A 24,239-nucleotide genomic window follows, 5' to 3' on the forward strand; every position below is an offset into this window, starting at 1 on the left:
TCAAGCCTCTCCTTCAGGGGCGTGGTACGCCTGCTCACCGGCGTCCACACGCAGGTCCAGGCGGTTTTCAGGGGGGGTCAGCGGACAGGTCGCGAACGGGGTGAACGCGCACGGCGGGTTGTAGGCGTGATTGAAATCGATCACCACCCGGCCCTGCGCGTCGGGCGCGGGCAGATCCAGATAGCGGCCGGCCGGATAGCTGCCGTGGCCGCTGGTGCGATCGCCAAAGATCACGAACAACTCGCGGCCAGGCTCGCCGATCGCCTCCAGCCGCCAGGTGCGGCCAGCGCGCTCGAATTCCAGCGTGCCGGCATTGGGCAGGTTCGTGGTCAGTCCGGTGATGTCCACGATCGGCAGCGTCTTGCCGGCCGGATGTGGCACGAAGCGCGCAGTGATGCGCCAGGACGGCCCCCCCGGCCAGTACGTCAGGCCGGTGAAGTTCGTTCGCGAGGGGGCATCGGCGTGCTTGACCCGCAGCGCGAAGCGCTCACCGCGATGGATCAGGCTGAGCCGGCCCTTGTCGTCATCGAAGGCGATGACTGTCGGCGTTGGATCGCGATCACTGAAGAAGCGGATGCGGCCGGTGACCGGCTTGCCCTCCACGCGCATCGGCACGCCACGCTCCGGCGTGAACCAGACGGTGCTGCCCTCGCGCGCGACCATGCCGAGCTTGTCGGGGCCGACCGCCAAACGGATGCCGCTGCCCGGCCCACGCCCGATGTAGTGCGCCTTGTACTCCAGCCAGTGCAGGCCAACCAGGCTGGTCCAGCCATCGGCGGCGTGCAGCGCTTCATAGCGCTGTTGGCGCCACTGCTGCTGTTCGGCCTCGAAGGCCGGATCGACCGCCACGTTCGCCGGTGTCGCCTCATTCTTTTCGCCGCATCCCGACACGCTCACTGCCAGCAGCAACGCGGCGGCCCACACTCCCCAGTGCTTCATGACCTTCCTCTCAACGTCCGCGCAGGAACCAGCGGTCGATTTCCGCCAGCGAAAAACGCGCCCAGGTCGGTCGGCCGTGATTGCACTGACCCGAGCGTTCGGTAATTTCCATGTCGCGCAGCAGGCCGTTCATTTCCGGCACGGTCAGCCGCCGGTTGGCGCGCACCGCGCCGTGGCAGGCCATGGTGGACAGCAGTTCGTCGCGGGCACTGGCAATGCGTCGGCTCTGCCCATGCTCGCGCAGGTCGGTGAGCACGTCGCGCAGCAGCGCTTCGGGTTCGGCATTGGCCAGCAACGCCGGAATGCTGCGTACGTGCAGTGAACCGGGGCCGGCGCGGGTGATCTCAAAGCCCAGCGAGGTCAAGGTCTCCGCCTCGCGCTCGGCAGTATCGGCATCGCGTTCGCCCACCGCCAGGGTGATCGGCACCAGCAGCGGCTGCGCATGCAGGCCCATGCCATCGTGCGCGGTTTTCAGGCGTTCGTAGCCGATGCGTTCGTGCGCCGCGTGCATGTCCACCACGATCAGGCCTTCGGCGTTCTCGGCCAGGATGTAGATGCCATGCAACTGCGCGATCGCATAACCCAGCGGCGGCACGCCACTGTCGGCTGCGGTCATCGGCAGGCCGTTTTCGGTCGGCATGGGCGGCAGGCTGCCGGTCGCTGCGGTACCGCCCGGCGCGCCATACAGCGCTGCATAGGCGGACGGCGCATCGGCCACGCGCAGCCCCAAGGGGGATTGCTGCGGGCGCCAGTCGCCGCCGCCGCCTGCTCCGTTGCCGGCGAGCGCATAGCCGGTGCTGCCGGCGGACGGCAGGCCGTAGGCCGGCGCCGCGGTAGCGGCACTCTCGGTGGCATGCACCTGGGGACCGGCCGCGGTCATGCCGGCACGGGTGTCGGCCAGCGCTTCCTTGAGCGTGCGGTAGACGAAATCGTGGATCAGGCGCGAGTCGCGGAAGCGAACCTCATGCTTGGCCGGGTGCACGTTGACGTCCACGCGGGTCGGATCGAGTTCCAGGAACAGCACGTACGCCGGCTGACGGCCATGGAACAGCACGTCGCCGTAGGCCATCTTCACCGCATGGGCGACACTGCGATCGCGCACCGAACGGCCGTTGACGTACAGGTACTGCTGATCGGTGCTGGCCCGCGAATAGTGCGGCTGCGCGATCCAGCCGTGCAGGCGCAGACCGGCCCCGCTGTGATCCACCCGCAGCGCCTGGTTGGCGAAGTCTTCGCCCAGTGTTTCGCCCAGGCGCGCATCCGAGTACAGGTCGCCGGGCTTGTAGCGGCGCGAGGGTTTGCCGTTGTGCGACACGCGCAGCTCGACATCCGGGCGCGCCAGCGCGAGCGAGCGCAGCCACTCTTCGATATGGCCCAGCTCGGTGCGCTCGGCGCGCAGGAACTTGCGGCGCGCCGGTACGTTGTAGAACAGCTCGCGCACTTCCACCGTGGTGCCGGGCGCATGCGCACGCGGCGTGACTTCGCCCAGCCGACCGCCTTCGATCTGCAGGGCCGAACCGTGCTCGTCGATGGCGCGGCGCGAGCTCAGGGTGAAGCGGCTGACCGAGGCGATCGACGGCAGCGCTTCGCCGCGGAAGCCGAGCGTCGCCACCGACTCCAGATCATCCAGGCTGGCGATCTTGCTGGTTGCATGCCGCGACACTGCCAGCGGCAGCTCTTCCGGGGCGATGCCGCCGCCGTCGTCGCGGATGCGGATCAGCCGCACACCACCCTCTTCCAGGTCGATATCCACGCGGGTGGCGCCGGCGTCCAACGCGTTTTCGACCAGTTCCTTGACCACCGACGCCGGGCGTTCGACCACCTCGCCGGCGGCGATCTGGTTGATCAGGATCTCAGGGAGTTGGCGGATGCTCATGCGCACCTCCGGGCAGTGGAGGTGGCGGGCGTGGTGGCGCTGGGAATTCGGGAAACGGACGTCATCCCGTGATGATAGCGTGCGCCGGGCAGTGCAGCCCGGAGGGGTTACTTGCTGCCGCCCGCCACGGTGCCGGCGGCATCGATTTCCGCCTGGGCGCGCGCGGCGTACAGCGTGCCCGGCGGCGGCTGACGGCTGAAGAAGGTGTGCACACCGTCCAGCACCGCGCCGGCGATCTGGCGCTGGTAGGCCGGATCGATCAGGCGGCGCTCTTCATCCGGGTTGGAGATGAAGGCGGTTTCGACCAGCATCGCCGGCATGTCCGAGGTGCGCAGCACCGCGAAGTTCGCACGCTCGATATTGGGCTTGTGGTTCTTGCCGATCCGCTTCAGGCCGCCCAGCACATGCCCGGCCGCGTCTTCGGAGGCCTTCATGTAACCGCTCTGGGCCAGATCCAGCAGCACGTTGGCCAGGGTGCCTTCGGTCTGCTGCAGGCGCACGCCACCGACCAGATCGGCGGCGTTTTCCTTGTCGGCCAGCCAGCGCGCACGCTGCGAGGAGGCGCCCTTGGTGGAGAGCACGTACACCGAGGAGCCGGTCGCGGCCCGGTTCTCGGCGGCATCGGCGTGGATCGAGATGAACATGTCGGCCTTGGCCGCACGCGCCTTCTGCGCGCGCATCGGCAGCGGAATGAACACGTCACTGTCGCGGGTCAGGTAGGCCTTCAGCCCGGGCGTCGCATTGACCTGGCGGGCCAGTTCACGTGCCACCGCCAGGGTAATGTCTTTTTCGCGCTTGCCGGTCGGGCCGACGGCGCCGGGATCCTGGCCGCCATGGCCGGGATCGATCGCGATCACCAGTGGGCGCATACCGGCGCGCATCTTCACGCGCGAAGCGTCGCTGGGCATGGCCGGACGCGGGTTGTCCTGCAGCGCCGGGGTCGGCGCGGGCGCGGGAACCGGCGCACTGGCCACGACCGCCGGGGTCGACTGACCGGCCAGGATCGCGGCCGGCGACGCGCTGTTGCTGGCCGCGTTGGCGGTCCCAGCCGCAGCGACGTTGACGGTGGTGGCCGTCGCGGCAGCCGGGCCCGGCGCCGAGGTGGCGACCGTGGCGCTGGCCTGCTGGCGTACCGACGCGGTCAGCAAGGCGGTGGCGCGCGCGGCATCGCTGCGTGCCTGTGCAGTCTGGGCAGCGGTCGGTGCGGCGGTCGGTGCCGGTGCGGCGGCCGGCGTCGACGCCGCTGGCGTGGGCGAAGGCGCTGCGGCCGGGGTGGGCGCGGGCGCACTGGCAACGGGGGTCGCGGCCGGCGCATCGCCCGGCCACTCGATGACCAAGCGCGACTCATTGCCCTGCTTGATCATCTGCGGACGGAACGGCGCGACCGATTCGGCCAGATCGAACACCACGCGGAACGTGCCTGGCACCGGCTGCCCGGTGCGGACAGCGGTGACCACGCCCTTGGGCGCAGGCAGTTTGAGGTTGCGGATCGCGCTGGAGTCCGGGAAATCCACCACCAGGCGGTTCGGACCGGCCAGGGACAGGGTCTTGTAGCCCCCGCTGCCGGCCAGCGAAATCTCCGCACGGGTACCGGTCGCACCGGTCTCCACGGCCACCTGGCGGACTTCGCCCGCCCACGACAGCGCGCTCGCCAGACAGAGTCCGACGGCAGTGCAGAGGGCGGCGAGTGATTTCCCCATTGGCATGGGTCTGGATTCAATCACCGCGCTGAATGAAATGCAACTCCTTTTCCCTTAATAATCCGTAACCTGCCGGTGTTTCCTAGTGTCAGCCGACAGAAAGGGCCTGCAAGTCACCCCCTTGGGGCAGCCGAGCGAGCCATTCACGACCGGCCGGACTGGTGGCGGTGAGCCGGGCGCGACGCCCCTGTCCCTGGATATCCAGGGCCACTTCGAGGTCGGTCGGCGGCAAGGCACCGGCACCGCGCTCGGGCCACTCGACCAGCCACAGCGAGGCGCTGCCCTCGTCCAGCCCGAGGAAATCCAGCTCCTGTGCGTTGCCGATCCGGTACAGATCCAGGTGCCAGGCCTCGTGGCCGTCGGCCAGCGGGTAGCGCTCCACCAGGGTGTAGGTCGGGCTGCGGATCGCCCCCTGCACGCCCAGCGCGCGCAGCAGTGCGCGGGCCAGGGTGGATTTACCGGCCCCCAGGTCGCCCTGCAGCTGCATCACCGCCTGCGGCGGCCGGGTCGCGGCCAGCCATTGCCCGAGCAGGTCGGTGTCTTCGGTCTGCGCGAGGAAAAACTCGATCATGTTCAAACGTCCAGATTGACCAGCCGGCGCAGCGGCGCCAGCAGATCGGTGGGAAGCAGGCCCCGCTGGCCGTCACTGGCGGCGGCATCGCCGGCCAGGCTGTGCAGCAATGCGCCGGTGCTGGCGGCATCGAAGGCGCCCAGCCCCTGCGCGCGCAGGGCGGCAATGATGCCGGTAAGCAGGTCGCCCATGCCACCCACGGCCATGCCGGGATTGCCGGCGGCCATCACCCGCGGCAGCGCATCGGGCGCGGCGACCACGGTGCCGGCGCCCTTGAGCACCACCACCGCGTGGAAACGCTCGGCCAGCGCTTTGGCCGCCGTGAAGCGATCGGCCTGCACCTGCGCGGTGCTCAGCCCGAGCAGGCGCGCGGCCTCGCCCGGGTGCGGGGTCAGGATCGCGTCATGGAGCGGCTGCGGCGCCTTGGCCAGCAGGTTCAGGGCGTCGGCATCGACCACCAGCGGCTTGCCGCTGGCCAGCACCTGGCGCCAGAGTTCGTGCGCCCAGTCGTCCTGGCCCAGGCCAGGCCCGATCGCGACCACCCCCGCGCGGGGCAGCAGGGCCTGCAGTTCCTGCGCGTCCTGGACGGCATGCACCATCGCTTCGGGCAGGCGCGCCAGCAGCGGTGCCACATGCGGTGGCTGCGTCGCCACACTCACCAGCCCTGCGCCCGCGCGCAACGCCGATTCACTGGCCAGCATCACCGCGCCTCCGCTGCCGAGGTTGCCGCCCACGCACAGCACGTGGCCGGATTCGCCCTTGTGGGTGTTGGCGCGTCGCGCCGGCAGCTGCGCGCGCAGGCGCGGTTGCTGCCAGCACTCGGCGCTGTGCTGCACGCCTTCGCCAGCGTCCGCGGGCAGATCCAGCGCGGCCAGGCGGCGACCGCCGACATGCTCCAGCGCTGCGCCGGTATACAGCCCCTGGTGGCGCACGATGAACTGCAGGGTGACCGTGGCACGGATGGCAATGCCCGGCACGTGACCGGTGCGCGCATCCACACCGCTGGGCACGTCCAGCGACAGCACCGGCACGCCAGCGCCGTTGATGGCCGTGATCAGATCCACCGCGGCACCGGCCGGCGCGCGGTTCAGGCCAATGCCGAACAGCGCGTCCACCAGCAGGTCTGCCGGCGGGAGCACGCCATCGAAGCGCGCCACCGCACTGCCGGTGGCGATGAACGCCTGCTCGGCCCGCTGCGCCAACGTCGTGGCCGGCGCATCGGCGTCCAGCCGCAGCACGGTTACCAGGCGGCCGGCTTCACGGGCCAGACGGGCCAGCACGTAGCCATCGCCGCCGTTGTTGCCGGCCCCCACCACCACACCGATGCGCTGCGCCTGCGGCCAGCGATCCAGCAGGCAGTGCCAGGCGGCCTGGCCGGCCTCTTCCATCAGCGAGCCCCCCCCATCGCCCAGCAAGGCACTGGCCTGCGCATCCAGGCGGCGCGCAGCGGCGATATCGAACAGTTCAGCAAGCTCGGGCATGCCGGGATTCTATACTTGTCGCCCAGGCGCAGCCTTGTCGCGCCCTCCCCCAGGCTCCGTTTCCGCCCAGGCCATGTCCGCCGTTCCCCTGCCCGCCCCCGTCCATCTGGCCCGTGCCGCCGAACGCATCCGTGCGATCGCGGGCGTGCACGGCTTCCAGCGCTGCGGGGTATCCGGCATCGATCTGCGCGAAGACGAGGCGCATCTGGCCGATTGGCTGGGCAAGGGCCTGTACGGCACGATGGAGTGGATGGCGCGCCACGGTACGCTGCGCGCCCGGCCGGACGAGCTTCTGCCGGGCACGGTGCGGGTGATCTCGGTCGGCATGGATTACGGCCACAAGGACGACGCTGAAGCCTGGGCCACCCTGCACGATGGTGACCGCGCCTACGTGGCGCGCTACGCGCTGGGCCGCGATTACCACAAGCTGATGCGCAACCGGCTGCAGAAGTTCGCCGACAGCATCGCCGCCGAGATCGGGCCGTTCGGCTACCGCGTGTTCGTTGATTCGGCCCCGGTGCTGGAGCGCGCGCTCGCCCGCAATGCCGGGCTGGGCTGGATCGGCAAGCACACCTGCCTGATCGACAAACAGGGCGGCTCGTGGTTCTTCATCGGCGAGATCTACGTCGACCTGCCGCTGCCGGTGGATACACCGGCCACCGCACACTGCGGCACCTGCACGCGCTGCATCGATGTCTGCCCGACCCAGGCGATCATCGCCCCGCACCGCCTGGATGCACGCCGCTGTATCTCCTACCTCACCATCGAACACGACGGCGCGATTCCCGAGGAAATGCGCACGGCGATGGGCAACCGTATCTACGGCTGCGACGACTGCCAGCTGGTCTGCCCCTGGAACAAGTTCGCCAAGCGCACCGACGAGCCGGATTTCCGCGCGCGCAACGATCTGGACACCGCCTCGCTCGCCCAGCTGTTCGCCTGGGAAGAAGACGAGTTCCTGCGCCGCACCGAGGGCAGCCCGATCCGCCGCAGCGGGCATGAACGCTGGCTGCGCAACATCGCCGTGGCGCTGGGCAATGCACCTGCCCATGCCGAGACGCTGGCCGCGCTGCATGCACGACGCGAGCATCCTTCGGCGATCGTGCGCGAGCATGTGGCCTGGGCGCTGCAGCAGCACGCCGACCGCGCCGCCGCGGGATGAAGCATTGCCGCCGACGTGCGACCATGGCCCCCCGTTCGTACCGTTTGGCCTGATTCCTCCATGGACCGCAGCGCGCAGATTCTCACGCCCAGCCAGCTCAACATCCTGGCCCGCGACCTGCTGGAGGGCGCATTCCCGTTGATCTGGGTGGAGGCCGAGCTGGGCAGCGTGACGCGCCCGGCCTCGGGCCATATGTACTTCACGCTGAAGGACGCGCGGTCGCAGATCCGCGCGGCGTTGTTCAAGCCCAAGAGCCAGTGGCTGAAGTTCGTGCCGCGCGAAGGCATGCGCGTGCTCGCGCGTGGCCGGCTGACCCTGTACGAAGCCCGCGGCGAGTACCAGATGGTGCTCGACCACATGGAAGAAGCCGGCGAAGGCGCCCTGCGCCGCGCCTTCGAGCAGCTCAAGGCGCGCCTGGAGGCCGAGGGCCTGTTCGCGCCGGAGCGCAAACGCCCGCTGCCGGCACATGTGCGTCGCCTGGCGGTGATCACCTCGCCCACCGGCGCGGCGGTACGCGACGTGCTGAGCGTCCTTGAACGGCGTTTCCCGATGCTCGAGGTCGATCTGCTGCCCAGCCTGGTGCAGGGCGACAGCGCTGCCGCGCAGATCACCTCGCTGCTGCGTGGCGCTGATGCCAGCGGCCGCTATGACGTGATCCTGCTGACCCGCGGTGGCGGCTCGATGGAAGATCTCTGGGCCTTCAACGATGAGCAGCTGACCCGCGCGATCGCGGCCAGCCAGACCCCGGTGGTGTCTGCCGTGGGTCACGAAACCGACTTCAGCCTGGCCGACTTCGCCGCCGATCTGCGCGCGCCGACGCCGTCGGTCGCGGCCGAACTGCTGGTGCCTGATCAGCGTGACCTGCTGCTGCGTGTGCGTCGCCTCGACGCGCGTCTGGCGCAGCTGCAGCGGCACAGCCTGGGACAGGCCATGCAGCGCGCGGACCGTGCCCTGCTCCGCCTCAACGCGCAGAGCCCGCAATCACGCCTGCAGCTGTTGCAGCGCCGGCAGCAGGACGTTGCGCGCCGCCTGCACGCGGCCTGGGCCACGCAGCATCAGAACCGTCTTGCCCACCTGCGCCACGCCGCGGCCGTACTGCGCAGCGGCCATCCGCAGCGCCGGCTGGACGCCCTGCGTGAGCGCCTGCAGCGCCTGCAGCCGCGCGCGGACAGTGCGATCGGCCGCCAGCTGCAGCGCGACGGCCTGCGCCTGCGTGCCCTCGCCCGCTCCATGGAAGCGGTCAGTCCGCTGGCCACGGTTGCGCGTGGCTACGCGATCCTGACCCGCGAGGACGATGGCAGCCTGGTGCGCTCGCCCTTGCAGGTGCGCCCGGGCGATACGCTCAAGGCGCGCGTGCAGGACGGCGTGATCGACGTAACGGTCAACGAACCGGCGCGCTGATCCGCCACGCCTACGCTGCTGCGCAGTTCGCCTTCAACGCCCCGCGCTTTCGCAGAACTTCTGCCGGTACTCCATCGCCTTGGGCATCAACGCCTGCAGGTTCTGGATGCGCGTGCCCGGGTTGGGATGCGTGGACGCGAACTCCGACGTTGACTGCCCCCCACTGGCCTGCCCCATCCGCTCCCACAGCGGAATGGCTTCCTGCGGATCGAAACACGCGGCCGCGGCCAGCATCAGGCCCACTTCATCGGCCTGGGTCTCATGGCTGCGCGCGTACGGCAGCAGGTAGCCGTAGCCCATCGCCGACATCATCATCTGCTGCTGTTGCGGGTCCATGCCGCTGGCGGCACCGGCCATCTGTCCGATCTGCGTCATTTTCTGCTGGGCCATCCGCTGGGCACCGTGCCGCAGCAAGGCGTGCGCGATTTCATGCCCCATCACCACCGCCATCGCGTCCACCGTCCGCGCCACCGGGATCAGCCCCGTGTAGACCGCCATCTTGCCGCCTGGCAGGCAGAACGCATTGGCCTGGTCGGACGGGATCACGTTGACCTCCCATTCGAACTCCCGCGCGAAGTGCGCAGGCTTCAGGCCATGCTCTTCGGCGAGCGCGGTTTCCACGACGTCCACCTTGGCGATCAGGCGCTGGGCGATCGCCTGGATTTCGCGTGACTGTGGCGCACTGGGATCCAGCGGTCGCTCCTGCGCCAGGATCTCCTGGTAGGCCTGCAGGCCCAGCGCCTTTTCCTGGGTCGCATCAAGCGAGCTGTCGATCAACACGCTTTCGCCGGTATACGGATCCACCGCACGGTTGGAGAACCAGTAGAACGCGGCATAGCCGGCAAACGCCAGCAGCACCCACCAGCGGATGTTGCCGAACAGGCCTGGCCGCCGGGCGCGGCCCTGCTGCTGACCGCCGAATGGATCGTTGCGCATGCGCGTGGTTCCTGAGATGGCCGCGGCACCCTGCCCGACACTGTGCCAATCCTAGAGCGCGCGCCGGGGGGCCGGGTGAAATCCCGTCACCTCACGTCGGGGACGTCCTCAGATGCCACGGACCAGCCGGAAGCCGATCCGTGCGCTGGTGGTGTCCGAATCCTGCGATTGCCGCCACGCCGCGCGGGTCTGTGCCGGCGCATTGGCCCAGTTGCCACCGCGGATCACGCGCTGCCGGCAGCCCGGGTTGAACCACGCGACGCCATCGGACGGCGCCCGCCGGTAGCTGGCATGCCAGCAGTCGGCCACCCATTCGCTGAGGTTGCCGGCAATGTCGTGCAGACCCCACGGATTGGGATCGAAACTGGCCACCGGGGCCGGCCCCCAATACCCATCGCCATAGCCGACGAAGGCGTTGTACCAGTGCCGTCCGGAGGGCGAGACATCCTCGGCCCCGGTGAAATTGCCCGCGCGCGCGGGCGGCGTGCCCGCATCACCCCATGGATATCGGCCGCTGCTGCCGGCGCGCAGCGCGTACTCGAATTCGGCCTCGCTGGGCAACCGGTAGGAGCGCCCGGTCTGTTCGGACAGCCAGGTCGCGTAATTCTCGGCATCGCGCACGCTGACGTGCATCACCGGCAGGTTGGCGATCGCCTCGGCCCCGTTGTAATCGGACTGCCAGTCCACCCCGCTGCGCCGGACGAAGTTGCCGCTGCGCTCGTCATACACGATCGAATGGCCGCGCCGGGTGGCCCGGGGGCGGGCCTTGGTAGCCTGCACATAGCGGCGGAAATCGGCGACCGTCACTTCGGTGATCGACATCGCGAAGCCGCGCTCGAAGCGCACGTAGTGTGCGGGCTTCTCGGCATCGGTCGCGCCGAGCTCGTTCTCGGCCGCGCCCATCTGGAACCCGCCGTGCGGCACCACGATCATCTGCGGCCCGCGGCCGCCATCGCGCAGCGCGTCGCTGAACACCTGCCGCGGCCGGAAGCTGCCGTAATGGGTGACCAGTTCGATGCGCTCGCGCAGCTGCCCCACGACAGGATCACCGGGCAGCGCGATGCGCAGGGCATCTTCCAGCTTCTGCCGGGCCGGCTTGAGTCCCTGTGGCGTGGCCAGATCGCGCAGACCCTCGTTACGCAGCCGCACCAGGGTGTCGGAGCGGATCTTCTCGATACGTTCGAAGGCGTCGGCAATGGTGATGGAGGAGTCCCGGACCTTGGCCGCTTCGGCCAGCCAGGTACCGGCCGTCGCGAAATCGGCCGCCAGCGCCGCCGTCTCGGCACGCCGGATCAGCGCGCTCTCGGCCGCTGCCAGTCCTTGCCGGGCGCGGGGGTTGTCCGCGTCCAGTGCGAGTGCTTCACGGAAATTGGGAATGGCGCCATCGCCGTCTTCGCCGATGCGGTCCGCGCGCAGATCGTCTTCGCCGGCGCGGTTGTACGCCACCACGCGCTGGGCAATTTCCACCCGCGACTGCAGCTCGCGCACCTTGGGATCGTCCGGCGCCAGGGTCAGCAGTACCAGGGCCATCTCGCTGGCCTGGGCCAAGGCCTCGCGCTGCTTGAGCGGCCGCTGCAACAAGGCGGACGCCTCCTGCAGCAGGCGTTGCCGCGCGCGTTTCAGCCCGGCCTCGGCCACGCGGTCCTTGGGGGCGTGCTGCAGCAGGGCAAGCCAGATCGGGATCGCGTCCTCGGCGGTGCGGTACAGCCGGTCTTCCTCGAAGGCGCGTGCGGCGTCGCGGCGAGCCTGGACAACGTCGTCGTCAACGAGGGTGACGGCAGGTGGCTGCCAGCGCTCCACCGTCTCGGCAGCGTCCTCGCCTCCGATGGTGACCTGCGCCACCGGCGCGCTCGCTTTGGCCGGTGCGGCAGCCGGCTTGGCCGCCGGCGCTGCCGACGGTGCCGGCGCGGGCGCGGGAGAACATGCGGCCAGCATGCCCAACAGAGCAGTGAACAGCAGCGGCAATGGGCCTGACGGTCGCAAATGGGGGTCCTTGGGGCGTGTCATCGTCTTGCTGGTGCCCACGCCACGTCGCAAGCCGCCGCCCGGGGCGCGATGGCGATCCAGGGGGCATGCCGCAGGCGCAGGCAGGGGATCATCATAATCGCCACCGTCGCGGGGGGCGACCGTCCCCGGCCCGGGCGTTCATCACCGCACGGCGGGATGCCGGACATGGCATGGCATCGCATGGCGTTAGGCTATCCTCCCCGACCTGAGCACCCCTTTGCAGTACATGGAATCCCACGTGGCTTACTGGATCAAAACCCCGGCGGAACTGGACGAGCGCTACCGCCAGCGCCCCACCCGCATCGGCCTGGACACCGAGTTCATCCGCGAACGCACCTACTGGCCGCAACTGGCGCTGGTGCAGATGGCGGTCGGTGATGAAATCCTGCTGATCGACCCGCTGATCCCCGGCATGAACGCGGCCCTGGCCCCGTGGCTGGCCGACACCTCGATCCTCAAGATCATGCATAGCGCCAGCGAAGACCTGGTCACCTTCAAGGTCGCCTGCGGCGTGCTGCCGCGGCCGCTGTTCGATACCCAGATCGGTGCGTCGCTGGCCGGCATCGGCGGCGGCATGGGCTACCAGAAACTGGTCACGGCAGTCACCAGCGTCACCTTGGCCAAGGGCGAAACCCGCTCGGACTGGATGCGCCGCCCGCTCTCGGAGGCGCAGCTGGAGTACGCCGCCGACGACGTGGAATACCTGTTCCAGATCCACGACACCATCGAGGCCCGCCTGGAAGAACTGGGCCGCCGCCAATGGCTGCAGGACGACGCCGAGCGCCTGCTCGCCAGTGTCGAACACGATGAAGAGCGCTGGCCGCACGTGGCGATGCGCTCGGCACAGTTCATGGATACCCCCGCGCAGCTGCGCCTGCTGCGGCTGCTGCGCTGGCGCGACGTGCAGGCGCGCGCCAGTGACAAGCCGCGCAGCTGGGTACTCGACAACGAACTGGCTGCCGTGCTCGCACGCACCCCGCCGGCCGATGTGGAGGCGTTGTCCAAGCTGATGGAAGGCTTCCCCAAGGCCCCGCGCAAACTGGCCGCCCAGGTGTGGCAGGCGCTGTCCACCCCACTGGCCGACGAAGCCGAGGCACCGCTGGCGCTGCCGGCCAACGATGCCAACAAGCAGGCGCTCAAGCGGCTGCAGGATGCCGTCAGCGCGCGCAGCGCCGAACTCGGCCTGCCTGATGGGGTGCTCGCCTCGCGCAAGCATCTGGAAAGCTATCTGGAAAGCCGCCAATGGCCGGCCGCGCTCGCGGGCTGGCGCCAGGCGCAGCTGGAGCCGATCCTCTCGCCGCTGTTGCCGCCGGCGGCCTGACCTTGGGGCTTCGGTGCGTATCCCACCGCACCGATGCACCGCCTCGCCCAGCGTTTCAGTGCACTGACGACGGCGCAACGCCGTCGATTCCTGAACGGATCGCGTCACCCTTTTGACCTGCCGCCATCGGCATGACTGCAGACACATACGCGGGTCTGAAACGCATGCAAGAGTGAATCGCACGCACCGTTCCCCGCCTGCTCCAGGCGCGGTCCGGACACGGCATCCCGCAGGACCGTGCCGCCGGCGCAGGTTCTGCCCACGCGGCTGCGCAAAGGACTCCCATGCATCTGATCGCGACTCGAAGGAACGCCCCCACCCCTCGCCGCACCACGCGCCGCCTGCACCGCTGGCTCGGCATGACCCTGCTGCTGGCGGCCACCACGGCCAGCGCTGCCGATGATCTGAACGCACGGCTCGCGCAGGCCCTGCAGGGCACCGCCACACCGGCCATGGGCGTGCTGGTCATCCGCGATGGCAAGGTCGCTGAACATGCCGTGCGGGGCGTCCGCCGCAACGATGCGTCCACGCCGGTCACCACGGAGGATCAATGGATGATCGGCTCCACCGGCAAACCGATCACCGTGGCCATGATCGCGCGATTGGTCGAACAGGGCGTGTTGGGCTGGGATGCGCCGCTGTCGACATTGTTGCCCGACGTCGCCGCACAGATGCAGCCGGCCTACCGCAGCGTCACCCTCGTGCAGTTGCTCTCGCACCGCGCCGGCCTGCCGGAAAACCTCACCGACGCCGCCGCGCTGGACGCGTTCTTCGTCGATAGCCGGGCCCTGCCCGTGCAGCGCGAGGCTTACGTCAAGGCAGCCCTGGCCGAAGCGCCGGTGCATCCGCCCGGCACCGAATTCGCCTACAGCAACAGCGGCTTCCTGATCGCGGCGGTGATCGCCGAACGTGCCACGGGCAAGGACGTGGAAACGCTGATGCAGCGCGAAGTGTTCCAGCCGCTGGGCATGACCGGTGCCGGGTTCGGCCCCACTCCGGCCGGGCAACCGGTGGGCCATCGCGGCGGCAAGCCGGTGACCACCGCGCCGCAGAAGGCCGATGACGGGGTGCCGCCGCTCTACACTGCCGCCGGCAACCTGCATATGCGACTGCACGATCTGGCGCTGTTCGCCATCGATCAGCTCGCGGGCAGCCAGGGCAAAGGCAGGTTGCTGACAGCGGCGTCCTACGCGCTGATGCAGACCGTTCAGCCGGGCAGTGGCTCCGGGCTGGACTGGGGCGTGCAGCCGTCGATCGCCGGTCGCCAGGGGCCGGTGCTGGTGCACGGCGGCTCGGACGGCAACTGGCTGGCCTGGGTGGTGCTGTTCCCTGGCCAGAACAACGGCGTTATCGCCATCGCAAATGCCGCCGAAGACATGGGCGCCGACCAGGCCACCATGGGCGTGCTGGGCGGACTGTTCGCCGAGCTGGCGCCCGCTGCAGCCGGGGCGCCCGCCAAGTAGCAGAAACGACAACGCCCCGCAGGTGCGGGGCGTTGTCGGAACACGCATCACGCTCACCGGTGCCCTGCGGCACCGGCGATCGCGTGTCTTACCAGTTCATGTTGAGCGACACACCCACGGTGCGCGGTTCGTTGTAGACCGCGGCCATGTAGTTCTCGATCACACCCTTGAGGTTCTTCTCATTGGTGATGTTGCGCGCGAACAGCGCCACTTCCCAGGCACCGTAGTTGGCAGAGTAGCCCAGCTTCAGGCCGCCTTCGAAGCTGCCCTTGGAGTTGAACTCGGCCGAGTCGTACAGCACGAAGCTGGTATAGCCCTGCTTGTTCCAATCGGTGGAGACGAAGAACACATCGCTGTCATTGACCGGCATGTCGTAACGCGCGGCCAGGTTGATGTTGTACTTCGGTGCGTTCGGCAACGGGTTGCCGTTGATCTGCGCGAAGGTGTTGGCACCGACCTTGATGGTCGGGTCATTCACGGTGCACACCACGGCGCCGTTCAGGGCACAGACCTGCGCGTACACGCGGTCGTCCTGGATCTTGCTGTGCAGCAGGCTGACACCGGCGCTCAGGGCCAGGTTCGGGATCGGGCGCAGCTCCATGTCCGCTTCCAGACCGTAGGCCTTGGCCTTGTCGGCGTTGAACAGCACGCCGTTGCCGTCCGAATCGTTGCCGTTGAGCTGGATGTCATTGACCACGTAGGTGAACGCGGCGGCGTTCACGCGCAGGCGGTTGTCCCACAGGCTGCTCTTGATGCCGGCTTCCCAGGACAGGATGGTTTCCGAGTTCGCCGTGGTGAAATCGGCATTGAACACGGCCGAACGGCCCTGGATGGTCGGGCCACGGAAGCCGCGGGCCACGCGCGCATACACGCTCAGCTGCGGGTTGAACGCGTACATCGCGCTCAGGTCCCAGCTCGGCGTGGTGTCGGACATCTCCACGTAGGTGCGGCCCTTGTAGGTCACGGCACCGGCGGCGGTATCGGCGGTCTTGAGCAGACGGGTCTTCTTCTCGTCCTTGGTCTGGCGCAAGCCGGCGGTCAGGGTGAACTTGTCGGTCACGTCATAGCTGACCTGGCCGAAACCAGCCCAGGAGGTGTTGACGTTGCGCAGGCGCACCCAGTTGTTCGGATTGCGGGCATTGCCCTGCAGGAACCAGGCGCGCTGGTAGAAATCGGTGGTGTCGCGGCCGTCGAAGTAGAACGCGCCGACCTGCCACTTCAGGCGGTTGTCATCGGCGTTGGCCAGACGGAACTCCTGGGTCCACTGGTCCAGATCGCGGATCTGGCCCATCGACTGGCCGTAGCCGTTCGGCACGCCGTTGACCGGATAGTTCACGGCGGCGCCGCCGTCGGTGTCACCGCGGCTGTAGCCGGAGGTGGTTTCGTAGGCGGTGATCGAGGTCAGCGAGACGTTGCCGAAGTCGTAGATCGCCTTCACCGACCCGCCGTAGGTCTTGTAGGCCTGCGGGTTGTTGTCGGCTTCGTCGTAGGCGACCTGGTCGCGCGGCACGTCGGTCTTGTTGGAGCCCTTGGTCAGCGCGCTGCGCAGGAACAGGGTCGAGGTGCCGTCGTAATCGCGTGCGTGGGCCGAGGCCAGCAGCGAGAAGTTGTCGCTCGGCTGCAGCAGCAGCTGCGCGCGCACGTTGCGGTCGTCGAAGCCGCCCATCGCGTTCTTCTTCGGCGAGACCGTGCCATCGGCGCTCGGGCCGCGGTAGGTGTTGTCGACGTAATCATCGCGGTGCTGGTACAGCGCCGACACGCGGAACGAGGCGATGTCGTTGATCGGGCCGCCGAAGCCGCCATCGATGGCCACGCTGCCGTACGAGCCATAGCTGGCCTGCACGCGGCCGCTGTAGTCCTGGCTCGGCTTGATTGTGTCGAACTTGACGATGCCGGCGGTGGTGTTGCGGCCGAACAGCGTGCCCTGCGGGCCGCGCAGCACTTCGATCTGGTCCACGTCGTAGACCGGGTTGGACTTCAGCACCACGTGCTCAAGCACCACGTCGTCCTGGATGATCGACACCGGCTGCGAGGCACCCAGGTAGAAATCGATGTTGCCCAGGCCACGGATGTAGAAGCGCGGGAAGATGCGGCCGGTGGTGGTTTCAGCGTAGAAGCTGGGCACCTTGCCCGACAGCGCCAGCAGGGTGTCATCGCCGCCAGCGGTGTAGTCGCGGATCTTCTCGCCCTGCACCACGCCGACCGAGACCGGCACGTCCTGCAGGTTGCGCTCGCGGTGGTCGGCGGTGACGGTGATGGTGTCCAGCGAGGTGGCGCTGGCGGACTGCGCGTCCTGCGCCGAGGCGGCAGCGGACAGCATCAGCGCAGCGGACGCGCAGGCCAGCGCCAGCGCGCGGCGGCGCGGCAGCACGGCGGTGGTGGAGAGGGAACGGGAGAGAAGACGCGTCGACACAGGGGCGTGGCGTAGAGCGGGCATGCAGAGGTCTCGGGTAGTACAGATCGGGGCAGCCGGCGCGATGGCCGGGCACCATAGGAAATCGACATCGCTGTGGAGACAGCGATGCGGCACGGTATTGGCTGGATGTTGCAGATTGGTGTCAGGGCGTTGTGGGCGACGGCTGTCCGGCCCCCCTGGTCCACTGGCTATGCGGCCGCGTTTTCTGGCGCGGATTATGCCCGGCCAAGGCGCGCGCCGGAAGGGCGGGATTCGCGTGTGACGCTTTCCGGGCCATCGGTCACGTGTCGCCCGGCACTTGTCGCCCTGGCAGCGGCGGCGAACACTGAACCGGTCATCCACGAGATCTCCGCATGTCCTCTCGCCAACTGGCCTGCCTGCTCCTGTTGTTGTCCGCCTCGGCCGCCCACGCCGCCGAATCGCCCGCACAGTGGCTGGTCACCACCGACCTGTGGGGAAACCCGGCCTACCAGCTGCTCACCCTGCCCGACCAGCAGGGTCCGGTGGAGGGGCGCTTCGATGGGGACACCCTGCAGGGCAGCCGCCAGGGCAACGAGCTGGCGTTTGTCGTCACCGGCAGCGATGGCGCGACCTACCGCTTCCGCGGCGAGCAGACCGGCACGACCCTGCGCGGTACGGCCGATTATCCCGACACCAACGCCAGCGAGCGACGCGCGATGCACCCCTTCAGCGCGCGCCGTCTGCCCGAGCGGCCGGCCGACGGCCCCCGCCAGCATGACTTCGTGCCCACCTCCTATTCGAACGAGTTCTCACCCCACCGCGCACCCGTGCTGACGATCTGGCCGGGCGACAGCGTGCGCACCACGACGCTGGATTCCGGCGGCGTGGACGCCAAGGGCCAGACCCGGGCGCTGTTCGGCAATCCGCAGACGGGGCCGTTCTATGTGATGGAGGCCGAGCCCGGCGATGTGCTGGCGATCCACATCAAACGCCTGCGCTTAAACCGTGACTACGCCGACAGCCTGGACAGCATCGTGGGACGCGCGCTGACACCGGCCCTGGCGGCGAAGGCCACCGCGCTGGACAAACCGGTGCGCTGGACCCTGGACCGCGAACGCGGCCGTGCCCGTCCAGAGGCGGCCACCGGCAAGCTCAAGGACTTCTGGGTGCCGGTCAGGCCGATGCTCGGCGGGCTGGCGGTGGCACCTGGGTTCGGCAACGCGCCGATCTCCACCGGCGACACCGGCCGCTTCGGCGGCAACATGGACTTCAACGAAATCCGCGAGGGCGCGACCGTGTATCTGCCGGTATCCCAGCCCGGCGCCCTGCTCTACCTGGGTGATGCGCACGCACTGCAGGGCGATGGCGAAACCTCGCAGTACGCGCTGGAGACCTCGATGGACGTGGACTTCAGCGTGGAGGTGATCAAGTCCCGGGCGCAGTCAGCGCCGCGGGTGGAATCGGCCACGCAGTTGATGGTCCTGGGCCAGGCCGGCTCGCTGGATGAGGCCCTGCGCGCGGCGACCGCCGGGATGGCGCAGTGGCTGGAACAGGACTACGGGTTGAGCCTGTCCGAGACGGCCCAGGTGCTGGGGAGTTCGGTCAGCTTCGTGGTGGCCAACCTGGCCGGGCGCAGCGTCGGCGTGGCCGCCAAACTGGACAAATCCCTGCTGCAGCAGGTGGAACGCGCGCCCGCCGAGGCGCGCGGCAGGCACTGAGCCGAACGCAGGCCCCACTTGGCAGGCGCCGCCGGTCGGCGCTAGACTAGGCGCATTGCGGGGTACGGCCGAGGCCGGTGACGCCACGCAGCAGCAGCATCCGTGGGGCCATAGCTCAGCTGGGAGAGCGCGTCGTTCGCATCGACGAGGTCAGGAGTTCGATCCTCCTTGGCTCCACCACTATTCAACAGAACGCCCCGGGAATCAGCTTCCCGGGGCGCTCTTGTTTTCACAGCCTTCGCGCAGTTGCTCACGCGCCCTCGGGAGTGTCCTTGCGCTCCGGCCGGCGCGTGCCTGCATCGTGGATCGCTTGATCGGTCTGCCCCGGCCGCTGCTTGGCGGTTTCATCCTGCTTGCGGTCCTGCTGGCTCTCTTCGATGCCTTCCTGCTTGCCGTGTTCGCTGGGCTTGGTGTCTGCCATGGATCTACTCACTTGTGCGGTTCCCGGTACGGGGCCTTCATCCGCAGGCTAACCGGCCGATCGTGATGCACGAATCACGATCGGCACGGCCTTGCACACGTCGCACTCACACGCCCCGCGCCGCTCAATCCAGCTTGACCACCAGCTTGCCGAAGTTGTGGCCCTTGAGCAGTCCGAAGAAGGCCTCCGGCGCGCGTTCCAGTCCCTGCACGATGTCCTCGCGATACTGCACGCGGCCGTCCTTCAGCCACTGCCCCATGTCGCGCAGGAACGCAGGGAAGAAGGCGTGCAGATCCGACTGGATGAAGCCGCGCACGGTCAGGCGCTGGCGCAGCACCTGGCTCATGAAACCCGGCAGCCGGTCCGGCCCGGGCAACACCGCACCGCGCGCGTTGTAGGTGGCGATCGTGCCGCAGACCGGAATGCGCGCGAAGTCGTTGAGCAATGGCGCGACCGCATCGAAGACGTGTCCCCCGACGTTCTCGAAGTAGACATCGATGCCGTCGGGCACCGCCGCACGCAACTGCGCGGCGAAATCGTCGGCGCGGTGATCCAGCGCTACATCGAAGCCCAGCGTTTCCAGATACGCGCGCTTCTGCTCGCCACCGGCAATGCCCACCGTGCGCGCACCCTGCAGCTTGGCGATCTGACCCACCGTCGCGCCCACCGGGCCGCTGGCAGCCGCCACCACGAGCGTTTCGCCCGGCTGCGGCTTGCCGATTTCCTGCAGGCCCACGTACGCCGTGAATCCGGGCATGCCGTACACGCCCAGTGCAGTGCTGATCGGCAGGCCGTTGTCTTCCAGCTTGCGGCTGAGCTGATCGCCGTCGATGACGGCATGCGTCTGCCAGTTGCCCTGAGCCAGCACATGCTCGCCGATGGCGAAACCGGGATGGTTGGAGGCGAGCACTTCAGCAACGGTGCGCCCTTCCATCACCGCATCCAGCGCAACCGGTGCGGCGTAGGACGGCCCCTCCTCCATGCGACCGCGCATGTAGGGATCCAGCGACAGATAGCGATTGCGCAGCAGCACCTCGCCCGGGCCAGGCGCGGGAACCGGCACGTGTTCGATACGGAAGTTGGACGAGACGGGAGCACCGTTCGGGCGCGAGGCGAGGACGATGCGGGTGTTGGTGAGCGCGGTCATCAGAGGATCGCTCCGGGGAGACGAAAAAGGAATCCCGACAGTACGCCGTCCAGGCACGTCCGGGCGGGGGGTAAAACAGCGTTCCATCGGTGCAGGACGACGCGGCTGTGCAATCACCTTGTGCGACAGGGACCGATCATCCCGATGGCGTCACAGCATTCCATCCGTACGCTGCACCGCGCATGCGTTGCCCGCGCCGCCGGCCAGGGCGCATGATCGCGTCATGAACGTTCCCTCCTCCAGCCGACGCCGCTACCTGCTGCCCGTGTTGATGTCCGCCACCACGGTGTTCGGCCTGACATGCTGGGCGATTCTGGCGACCGAGCCCGGTTGCCTGGCCGCGCAAGGCCATTGGTCGTCCGGTGCAGGCAAGTGCCACACGCGCCTGTGCCTGCTGCAGGGCGACTGCGGCGAGATGGCGTCACCTATCGTGGCATGCAACAAAGTGCAGGTCGGCGACAGCCGTGGCCGCGTGTACTTCCACCTGGGCAATCCCCTGCCTGGTGCGGGCGCCGAAGCGGAGTGGCCCGCAGGCAAGGCCGACAACGGCTCGATCCGTGCACGCTTCGAGGATGAGCGGCTGGTCAGCCTGGCCTGCCCGGTCACGCCGTAGGGCGTGCGCGCTTCCATTGCAGCGGGCTCATGCCCATCTCGATCCGGAACATGTAGTTGAACGCCGACGCCGAGGCATAGCCCAGCTCGTGCGCGATTACCGTGGGCGAACGCCCCTGCGCCAGCCACTCGATGGCGCGCAGCAGGCGCAGCCGCAACCGCCACTCGCGCAGCCGCATGCCGGTCTCGCGTTCAAAGTGGCGCGCCAGGGTACGCGGCGATGCCCCCAGCAAGGGCGCCCAGTCCTCCACGCTGCGGGTATCGGCAGGTTGCTCGTACAGTGCCTGGCACCAGCGCTGCAGGCGCGCATCCTGCGGCCACGGCAGGTGCCGGGTGTGCTGCCGCTGGCGCGGCAACTGCGCAGTGATCAGGGTGCACAAGGTGGCGTAGTAGGTGCGGTCGTGATCGGGCACGGTGCGATCGAGTTCAATGATCAGTTCGCGCAACAGCGGTGACACATCGAGTACCACGCAATGCGTGGGCATACCCAGTGCCGGCCCATCCGCCACGTAAAGATTGCGGAACGCCGAGGTATTCAACGCGCCCGTGTGATGGGACGTGCCCGTCGGCACCCACAGCGCCTGCTGCGGGGTGATCACGTGACGTGCCTGCCCGGCGCTGGCCTGCAGCACACCCGTGCTGGCGTGGACCAGCTGGTTCCAGCCGTGCACGTGCGGCGGGAAGCGCTCGCCCGCCTCCAGTCGCTGGCTGCGCGCCACCACCGGCCAGGGCAGACGCCGCAGCGGCGGCACCGGGACTTCGCGCCAACCCGGCGCAGTGGGTTCCGCCGTGGCCATGTGACGCCTCATCGACAGGATGGGTCATTCTATCGAAAGACGCGGTCACCTCTGTCCACGGACCATGGGCCCTCCCCGCTGCCCCCCCACCCATGTCACTCTCGATCCCGCCTCCCCGCCGCGCCTGGCAGGTCATCACGGCCGGCATCTGCGCGCTGGTACTCACGGTCGGCCTGGCGCGCTTTGCCTACACCCCGCTGCTGCCGGTGATGCGGCTCGACGCCGGGCTCACGGCAGCCGGCGGCGGCTGGCTGGCAACGTTCAACTATCTGGGCTACCTGGCCGGCACTGTGCTGGTCGCCCGGGTCGGCGACATGCAGCTGAAATTCCGCTTCTACCGCATCGGACTGGTCCTGGCAGTGGTATCCACCGGCCTGATGGGCACCACCACGGACATGGCCACCTGGGGCGTGCTGCGCTTCGTGGCCGGCCTGTCCAGCACCGCCGGCCTGCTGCTCGCCTCCGGGCTGGTGCTCAACTGGCTGCTCGCCCATCAGCGCCGCCCACAGCTCGGCCTGCACTTCGCCGGCCTCGGGGTAGGGATCGCGGTCTCGGGCCTGGCGGCTGCGGCGATGGCCGATCAACTGGCGTCCTCCCGGCAGTGGATCGCGCTGGGCACCCTCGCGGTGGTGTTCCTGATCCCGGCCTGGGCATGGATGCCGCCGCCGGCAGCGATCTCCAGTGCCACTGGGGCCAACGCTCCCCCGCCACCCGGGCGGCGCTGGCGCTGGCTGCTGATCGCCTCGTACTTCTGCGCGGGGGTCGGCTTCGTGGTCAGCGCGACCTTCATCGTCGCCATCCTGGTGCAGACCCCTGCCTTCGCCGGCCACGGCAGTTGGGTGTGGGTCCTGGTCGGCCTCACCGCCATCCCCTCGACGTTTGCCTGGGATCGGCTCTCGAACCGGCTTGGACTGATCCGTGCATTGATGCTCGCCTATGCGTTGCAGGCTACGTCCTTCGTATTGCCCTTGCTGGATGGCGGGCTGTGGGCCGGCGCAGCCAGCGCCGTGCTGTTCGGCCTGACCTTCGCCGGCATCGTCAGCCTGACCCTGACCGTGGTCGGTCGCCACTACCCGCACAATCCTGCCAAGGCGATGGCGACGCTGACGCTGAGTTATGGCGTCGCCCAGATCATCGCCCCCGCGATCGCCGGCACGCTGGCGCGCGACAGCGGCAGCTACCAGGGCGCATTGGTGCTGGCGGCGATCATGATGGTGATCGGCATCGTGCTGTTGTGGTGCATGCCCGACGACGCCCGATCCACCACGGGCTGATCAACTGCACCGGCGGAAAGCATCCGCCTGAACCGACGTTCATGCGCTTGGGTGATGTGTTCGGGCCCGCTGGATCAAGCACTTGGATGTGGGCGGACACGGGTTTGGAAACAAATGTGAAATTTTTTTCCCGAAACGCTTGCCGAACCCCTCATACCTCCGTATTATTCGCGTCCTCGCCAGCGGCAACGCAGCGATGAAGTGGCCGGGTAGCTCAGTTGGTAGAGCAGGGGATTGAAAATCCCCGTGTCGGCGGTTCGATTCCGTCCCCGGCCACCACAATTTCAGATGACCTGCAGAAATGCAGGTCATTTTTTTTGTCTGTTGTTCGGCGTCGCTACATCGCGCAGCGTTCAAGGAAGGAGGTTCCGCACATGGTTCGTGCTTTGTTCGCCGCGCTGTTCGGCAAACGTCCTGTTGCCTTCCACAGTACATCCCCGATCGATGTGACCGTGCTGCGCCTCAAGCAGTCGATCCAGCATGGCCCGCGCCTCTCTGTCGCCGGAATGCGCGGGAAGGCCTCCGCTCAACGGATCCGCCTGTGCTGGACGCGCCCGTTCGTGTCCAATTCTTTCAAGCCGTATTTCATCGGCCAGTGCATCCCCACCGAACGCGGCACGCGGCTTGAAGGTGCGTTCCAGATGCATCCCTTCATCCGCACCCTGATGATCGGCATGTTCGTCAGTCTGCTCATCGTTCCGCTGGTGGCGGTGGTGAAGCACTGGCAACACACACACGACCTCGCGCCTGCCCTGTTGGCCAGTCTGGCGGTGGTGCCTGCTGCCTACTTCATGGCCGGCGCGGTGCTGGTGATCGTCACGATCAGCCGCTGGGCCGCACGCGACGATGAAGCGATGATCGAGGCGGAGATCCATCGCGCGCTGCAAAGCGGGCACACCGCTCAGGGATGATTTCCGCGGGCGGGCCGTTGCGCGCCTTGCCGTCCATCGCCACGCGCTGGCATGCTCACCCGGCGGACAGGATCGTCTGCGGCCGCGCTTGTTCGTCCCCATGGCCGCACACACAGGGAGAGGTG

The 24,239-nt window shown here is 68.4% G+C and carries 19 protein-coding genes and 2 tRNA genes; 10 read left to right on the forward strand and 11 right to left on the reverse strand.

Annotation, left to right across the window (positions count from 1 at the left end; genetic code table 11):
* The 5 genes from ABE546_RS11685 to ABE546_RS11705 all read right to left on the reverse strand — a co-directional run bounded on the left by ABE546_RS11685 (position 1) and on the right by ABE546_RS11705 (position 6,567).
* Positions 1 to 939 carry a DUF1684 domain-containing protein gene (locus tag ABE546_RS11685; protein ID WP_346463779.1) on the reverse strand — a complete coding sequence of 313 codons (939 nt, stop codon included), beginning with the start codon at positions 937 to 939 and terminating at the stop codon, positions 1 to 3.
* A gap of 10 nt (positions 940 to 949) precedes the next feature.
* Positions 950 to 2,815, reverse strand: coding sequence for a DNA mismatch repair endonuclease MutL (gene mutL / locus ABE546_RS11690; protein ID WP_346463781.1), 1,866 nt, complete (start codon positions 2,813 to 2,815; stop codon positions 950 to 952).
* A 107-nt stretch (positions 2,816 to 2,922) separates the two neighbouring features.
* Positions 2,923 to 4,515 carry an N-acetylmuramoyl-L-alanine amidase gene (locus tag ABE546_RS11695; protein ID WP_346463839.1) on the reverse strand — a complete coding sequence of 531 codons (1,593 nt, stop codon included), beginning with the start codon at positions 4,513 to 4,515 and terminating at the stop codon, positions 2,923 to 2,925.
* Between the two features lie 88 nt (positions 4,516 to 4,603).
* The gene (gene tsaE / locus ABE546_RS11700) at positions 4,604 to 5,086 is read right to left on the reverse strand and encodes a tRNA (adenosine(37)-N6)-threonylcarbamoyltransferase complex ATPase subunit type 1 TsaE (RefSeq protein ID WP_259261485.1); all 483 of its coding nucleotides are present in this window, start codon (positions 5,084 to 5,086) and stop codon (positions 4,604 to 4,606) included.
* Positions 5,087 to 5,088: 2 nt separating this feature from the next.
* Complete coding sequence (locus tag ABE546_RS11705; protein ID WP_346463782.1) at positions 5,089 to 6,567, reverse strand: NAD(P)H-hydrate dehydratase; 1,479 nt, start codon at positions 6,565 to 6,567, stop codon at positions 5,089 to 5,091.
* Between the two features lie 73 nt (positions 6,568 to 6,640).
* On the opposite strand from ABE546_RS11705, the gene queG reads away from it, so the two are divergent.
* Together queG and xseA are read left to right on the forward strand one after the other, a co-directional pair.
* Positions 6,641 to 7,729 (forward strand): tRNA epoxyqueuosine(34) reductase QueG, encoded by a 1,089-nt coding sequence (queG, locus tag ABE546_RS11710; protein WP_313209008.1) that lies wholly within the window; start codon positions 6,641 to 6,643, stop codon positions 7,727 to 7,729.
* A 60-nt stretch (positions 7,730 to 7,789) separates the two neighbouring features.
* Positions 7,790 to 9,130 carry an exodeoxyribonuclease VII large subunit gene (gene xseA, locus ABE546_RS11715; RefSeq protein ID WP_346463784.1) on the forward strand — a complete coding sequence of 447 codons (1,341 nt, stop codon included), beginning with the start codon at positions 7,790 to 7,792 and terminating at the stop codon, positions 9,128 to 9,130.
* A gap of 33 nt (positions 9,131 to 9,163) precedes the next feature.
* On the opposite strand, the gene ABE546_RS11720 is transcribed toward xseA, so the two are convergent.
* The gene (locus ABE546_RS11720; RefSeq protein WP_313218924.1) at positions 9,164 to 10,066 is read right to left on the reverse strand and encodes a M48 family metallopeptidase; all 903 of its coding nucleotides are present in this window, start codon (positions 10,064 to 10,066) and stop codon (positions 9,164 to 9,166) included.
* A gap of 108 nt (positions 10,067 to 10,174) precedes the next feature.
* Complete coding sequence (locus ABE546_RS11725) at positions 10,175 to 12,001, reverse strand: formylglycine-generating enzyme family protein (RefSeq protein WP_346463841.1); 1,827 nt, start codon at positions 11,999 to 12,001, stop codon at positions 10,175 to 10,177.
* Positions 12,002 to 12,311: 310 nt separating this feature from the next.
* On the opposite strand from ABE546_RS11725, the gene rnd reads away from it, so the two are divergent.
* Positions 12,312 to 13,394 (forward strand): ribonuclease D, encoded by a 1,083-nt coding sequence (gene rnd, locus ABE546_RS11730; RefSeq protein WP_346463786.1) that lies wholly within the window; start codon positions 12,312 to 12,314, stop codon positions 13,392 to 13,394.
* Positions 13,395 to 13,678: 284 nt separating this feature from the next.
* Positions 13,679 to 14,857 (forward strand): serine hydrolase domain-containing protein, encoded by a 1,179-nt coding sequence (locus ABE546_RS11735; RefSeq protein WP_346463788.1) that lies wholly within the window; start codon positions 13,679 to 13,681, stop codon positions 14,855 to 14,857.
* 88 nt (positions 14,858 to 14,945) lie between these two features.
* Here the strand turns inward: ABE546_RS11735 and ABE546_RS11740 are convergent, their stop codons facing one another.
* Positions 14,946 to 17,294, reverse strand: coding sequence for a TonB-dependent receptor (locus ABE546_RS11740; protein ID WP_313209003.1), 2,349 nt, complete (start codon positions 17,292 to 17,294; stop codon positions 14,946 to 14,948).
* Positions 17,295 to 17,626: 332 nt separating this feature from the next.
* Between ABE546_RS11740 and ABE546_RS11745 the strand changes: the two genes are divergently transcribed.
* Complete coding sequence (locus ABE546_RS11745) at positions 17,627 to 18,952, forward strand: acetamidase/formamidase family protein (protein ID WP_346463789.1); 1,326 nt, start codon at positions 17,627 to 17,629, stop codon at positions 18,950 to 18,952.
* 104 nt (positions 18,953 to 19,056) lie between these two features.
* Positions 19,057 to 19,132, forward strand: a tRNA-Ala gene (locus ABE546_RS11750).
* 70 nt (positions 19,133 to 19,202) lie between these two features.
* Here the strand turns inward: ABE546_RS11750 and ABE546_RS11755 are convergent.
* The gene (locus tag ABE546_RS11755) at positions 19,203 to 19,373 is read right to left on the reverse strand and encodes a hypothetical protein (RefSeq protein ID WP_176989378.1); all 171 of its coding nucleotides are present in this window, start codon (positions 19,371 to 19,373) and stop codon (positions 19,203 to 19,205) included.
* 124 nt (positions 19,374 to 19,497) lie between these two features.
* Entirely contained in the window at positions 19,498 to 20,520 is a 1,023-nt protein-coding gene (locus ABE546_RS11760) for an NADP-dependent oxidoreductase (protein WP_346463791.1), read from the reverse strand.
* Positions 20,521 to 20,743: 223 nt separating this feature from the next.
* On the opposite strand from ABE546_RS11760, the gene ABE546_RS11765 reads away from it, so the two are divergent.
* A complete protein-coding gene (locus ABE546_RS11765; protein ID WP_123730690.1) occupies positions 20,744 to 21,133 on the forward strand; it encodes a hypothetical protein in 390 nt (129 codons plus the stop codon).
* On the opposite strand, the gene ABE546_RS11770 is transcribed toward ABE546_RS11765, so the two are convergent.
* Entirely contained in the window at positions 21,123 to 21,929 is an 807-nt protein-coding gene (locus ABE546_RS11770) for a helix-turn-helix transcriptional regulator (protein WP_123730689.1), read from the reverse strand. The two genes, ABE546_RS11765 and ABE546_RS11770, sit on opposite strands and share 11 nt — an antisense overlap.
* Before the next feature lie 92 nt (positions 21,930 to 22,021).
* Here ABE546_RS11770 and ABE546_RS11775 point away from each other — a divergent pair, with 92 nt between their 5' ends.
* From ABE546_RS11775 to ABE546_RS11785, 3 genes are all read left to right on the forward strand, one after another.
* Entirely contained in the window at positions 22,022 to 23,203 is a 1,182-nt protein-coding gene (locus tag ABE546_RS11775; RefSeq protein ID WP_313208999.1) for a YbfB/YjiJ family MFS transporter, read from the forward strand.
* Positions 23,204 to 23,406: 203 nt separating this feature from the next.
* Positions 23,407 to 23,482: transfer RNA gene (locus tag ABE546_RS11780), tRNA-Phe, on the forward strand.
* 107 nt (positions 23,483 to 23,589) lie between these two features.
* Positions 23,590 to 24,114 (forward strand): hypothetical protein, encoded by a 525-nt coding sequence (locus ABE546_RS11785; RefSeq protein WP_123730687.1) that lies wholly within the window; start codon positions 23,590 to 23,592, stop codon positions 24,112 to 24,114.
* Positions 24,115 to 24,239: the final 125 nt, after the last annotated feature.

It is taken from the genome of Stenotrophomonas sp. TWI377 (assembly GCF_039674525.1).
Taxonomy (GTDB): Bacteria; Pseudomonadota; Gammaproteobacteria; order Xanthomonadales; family Xanthomonadaceae; genus Stenotrophomonas.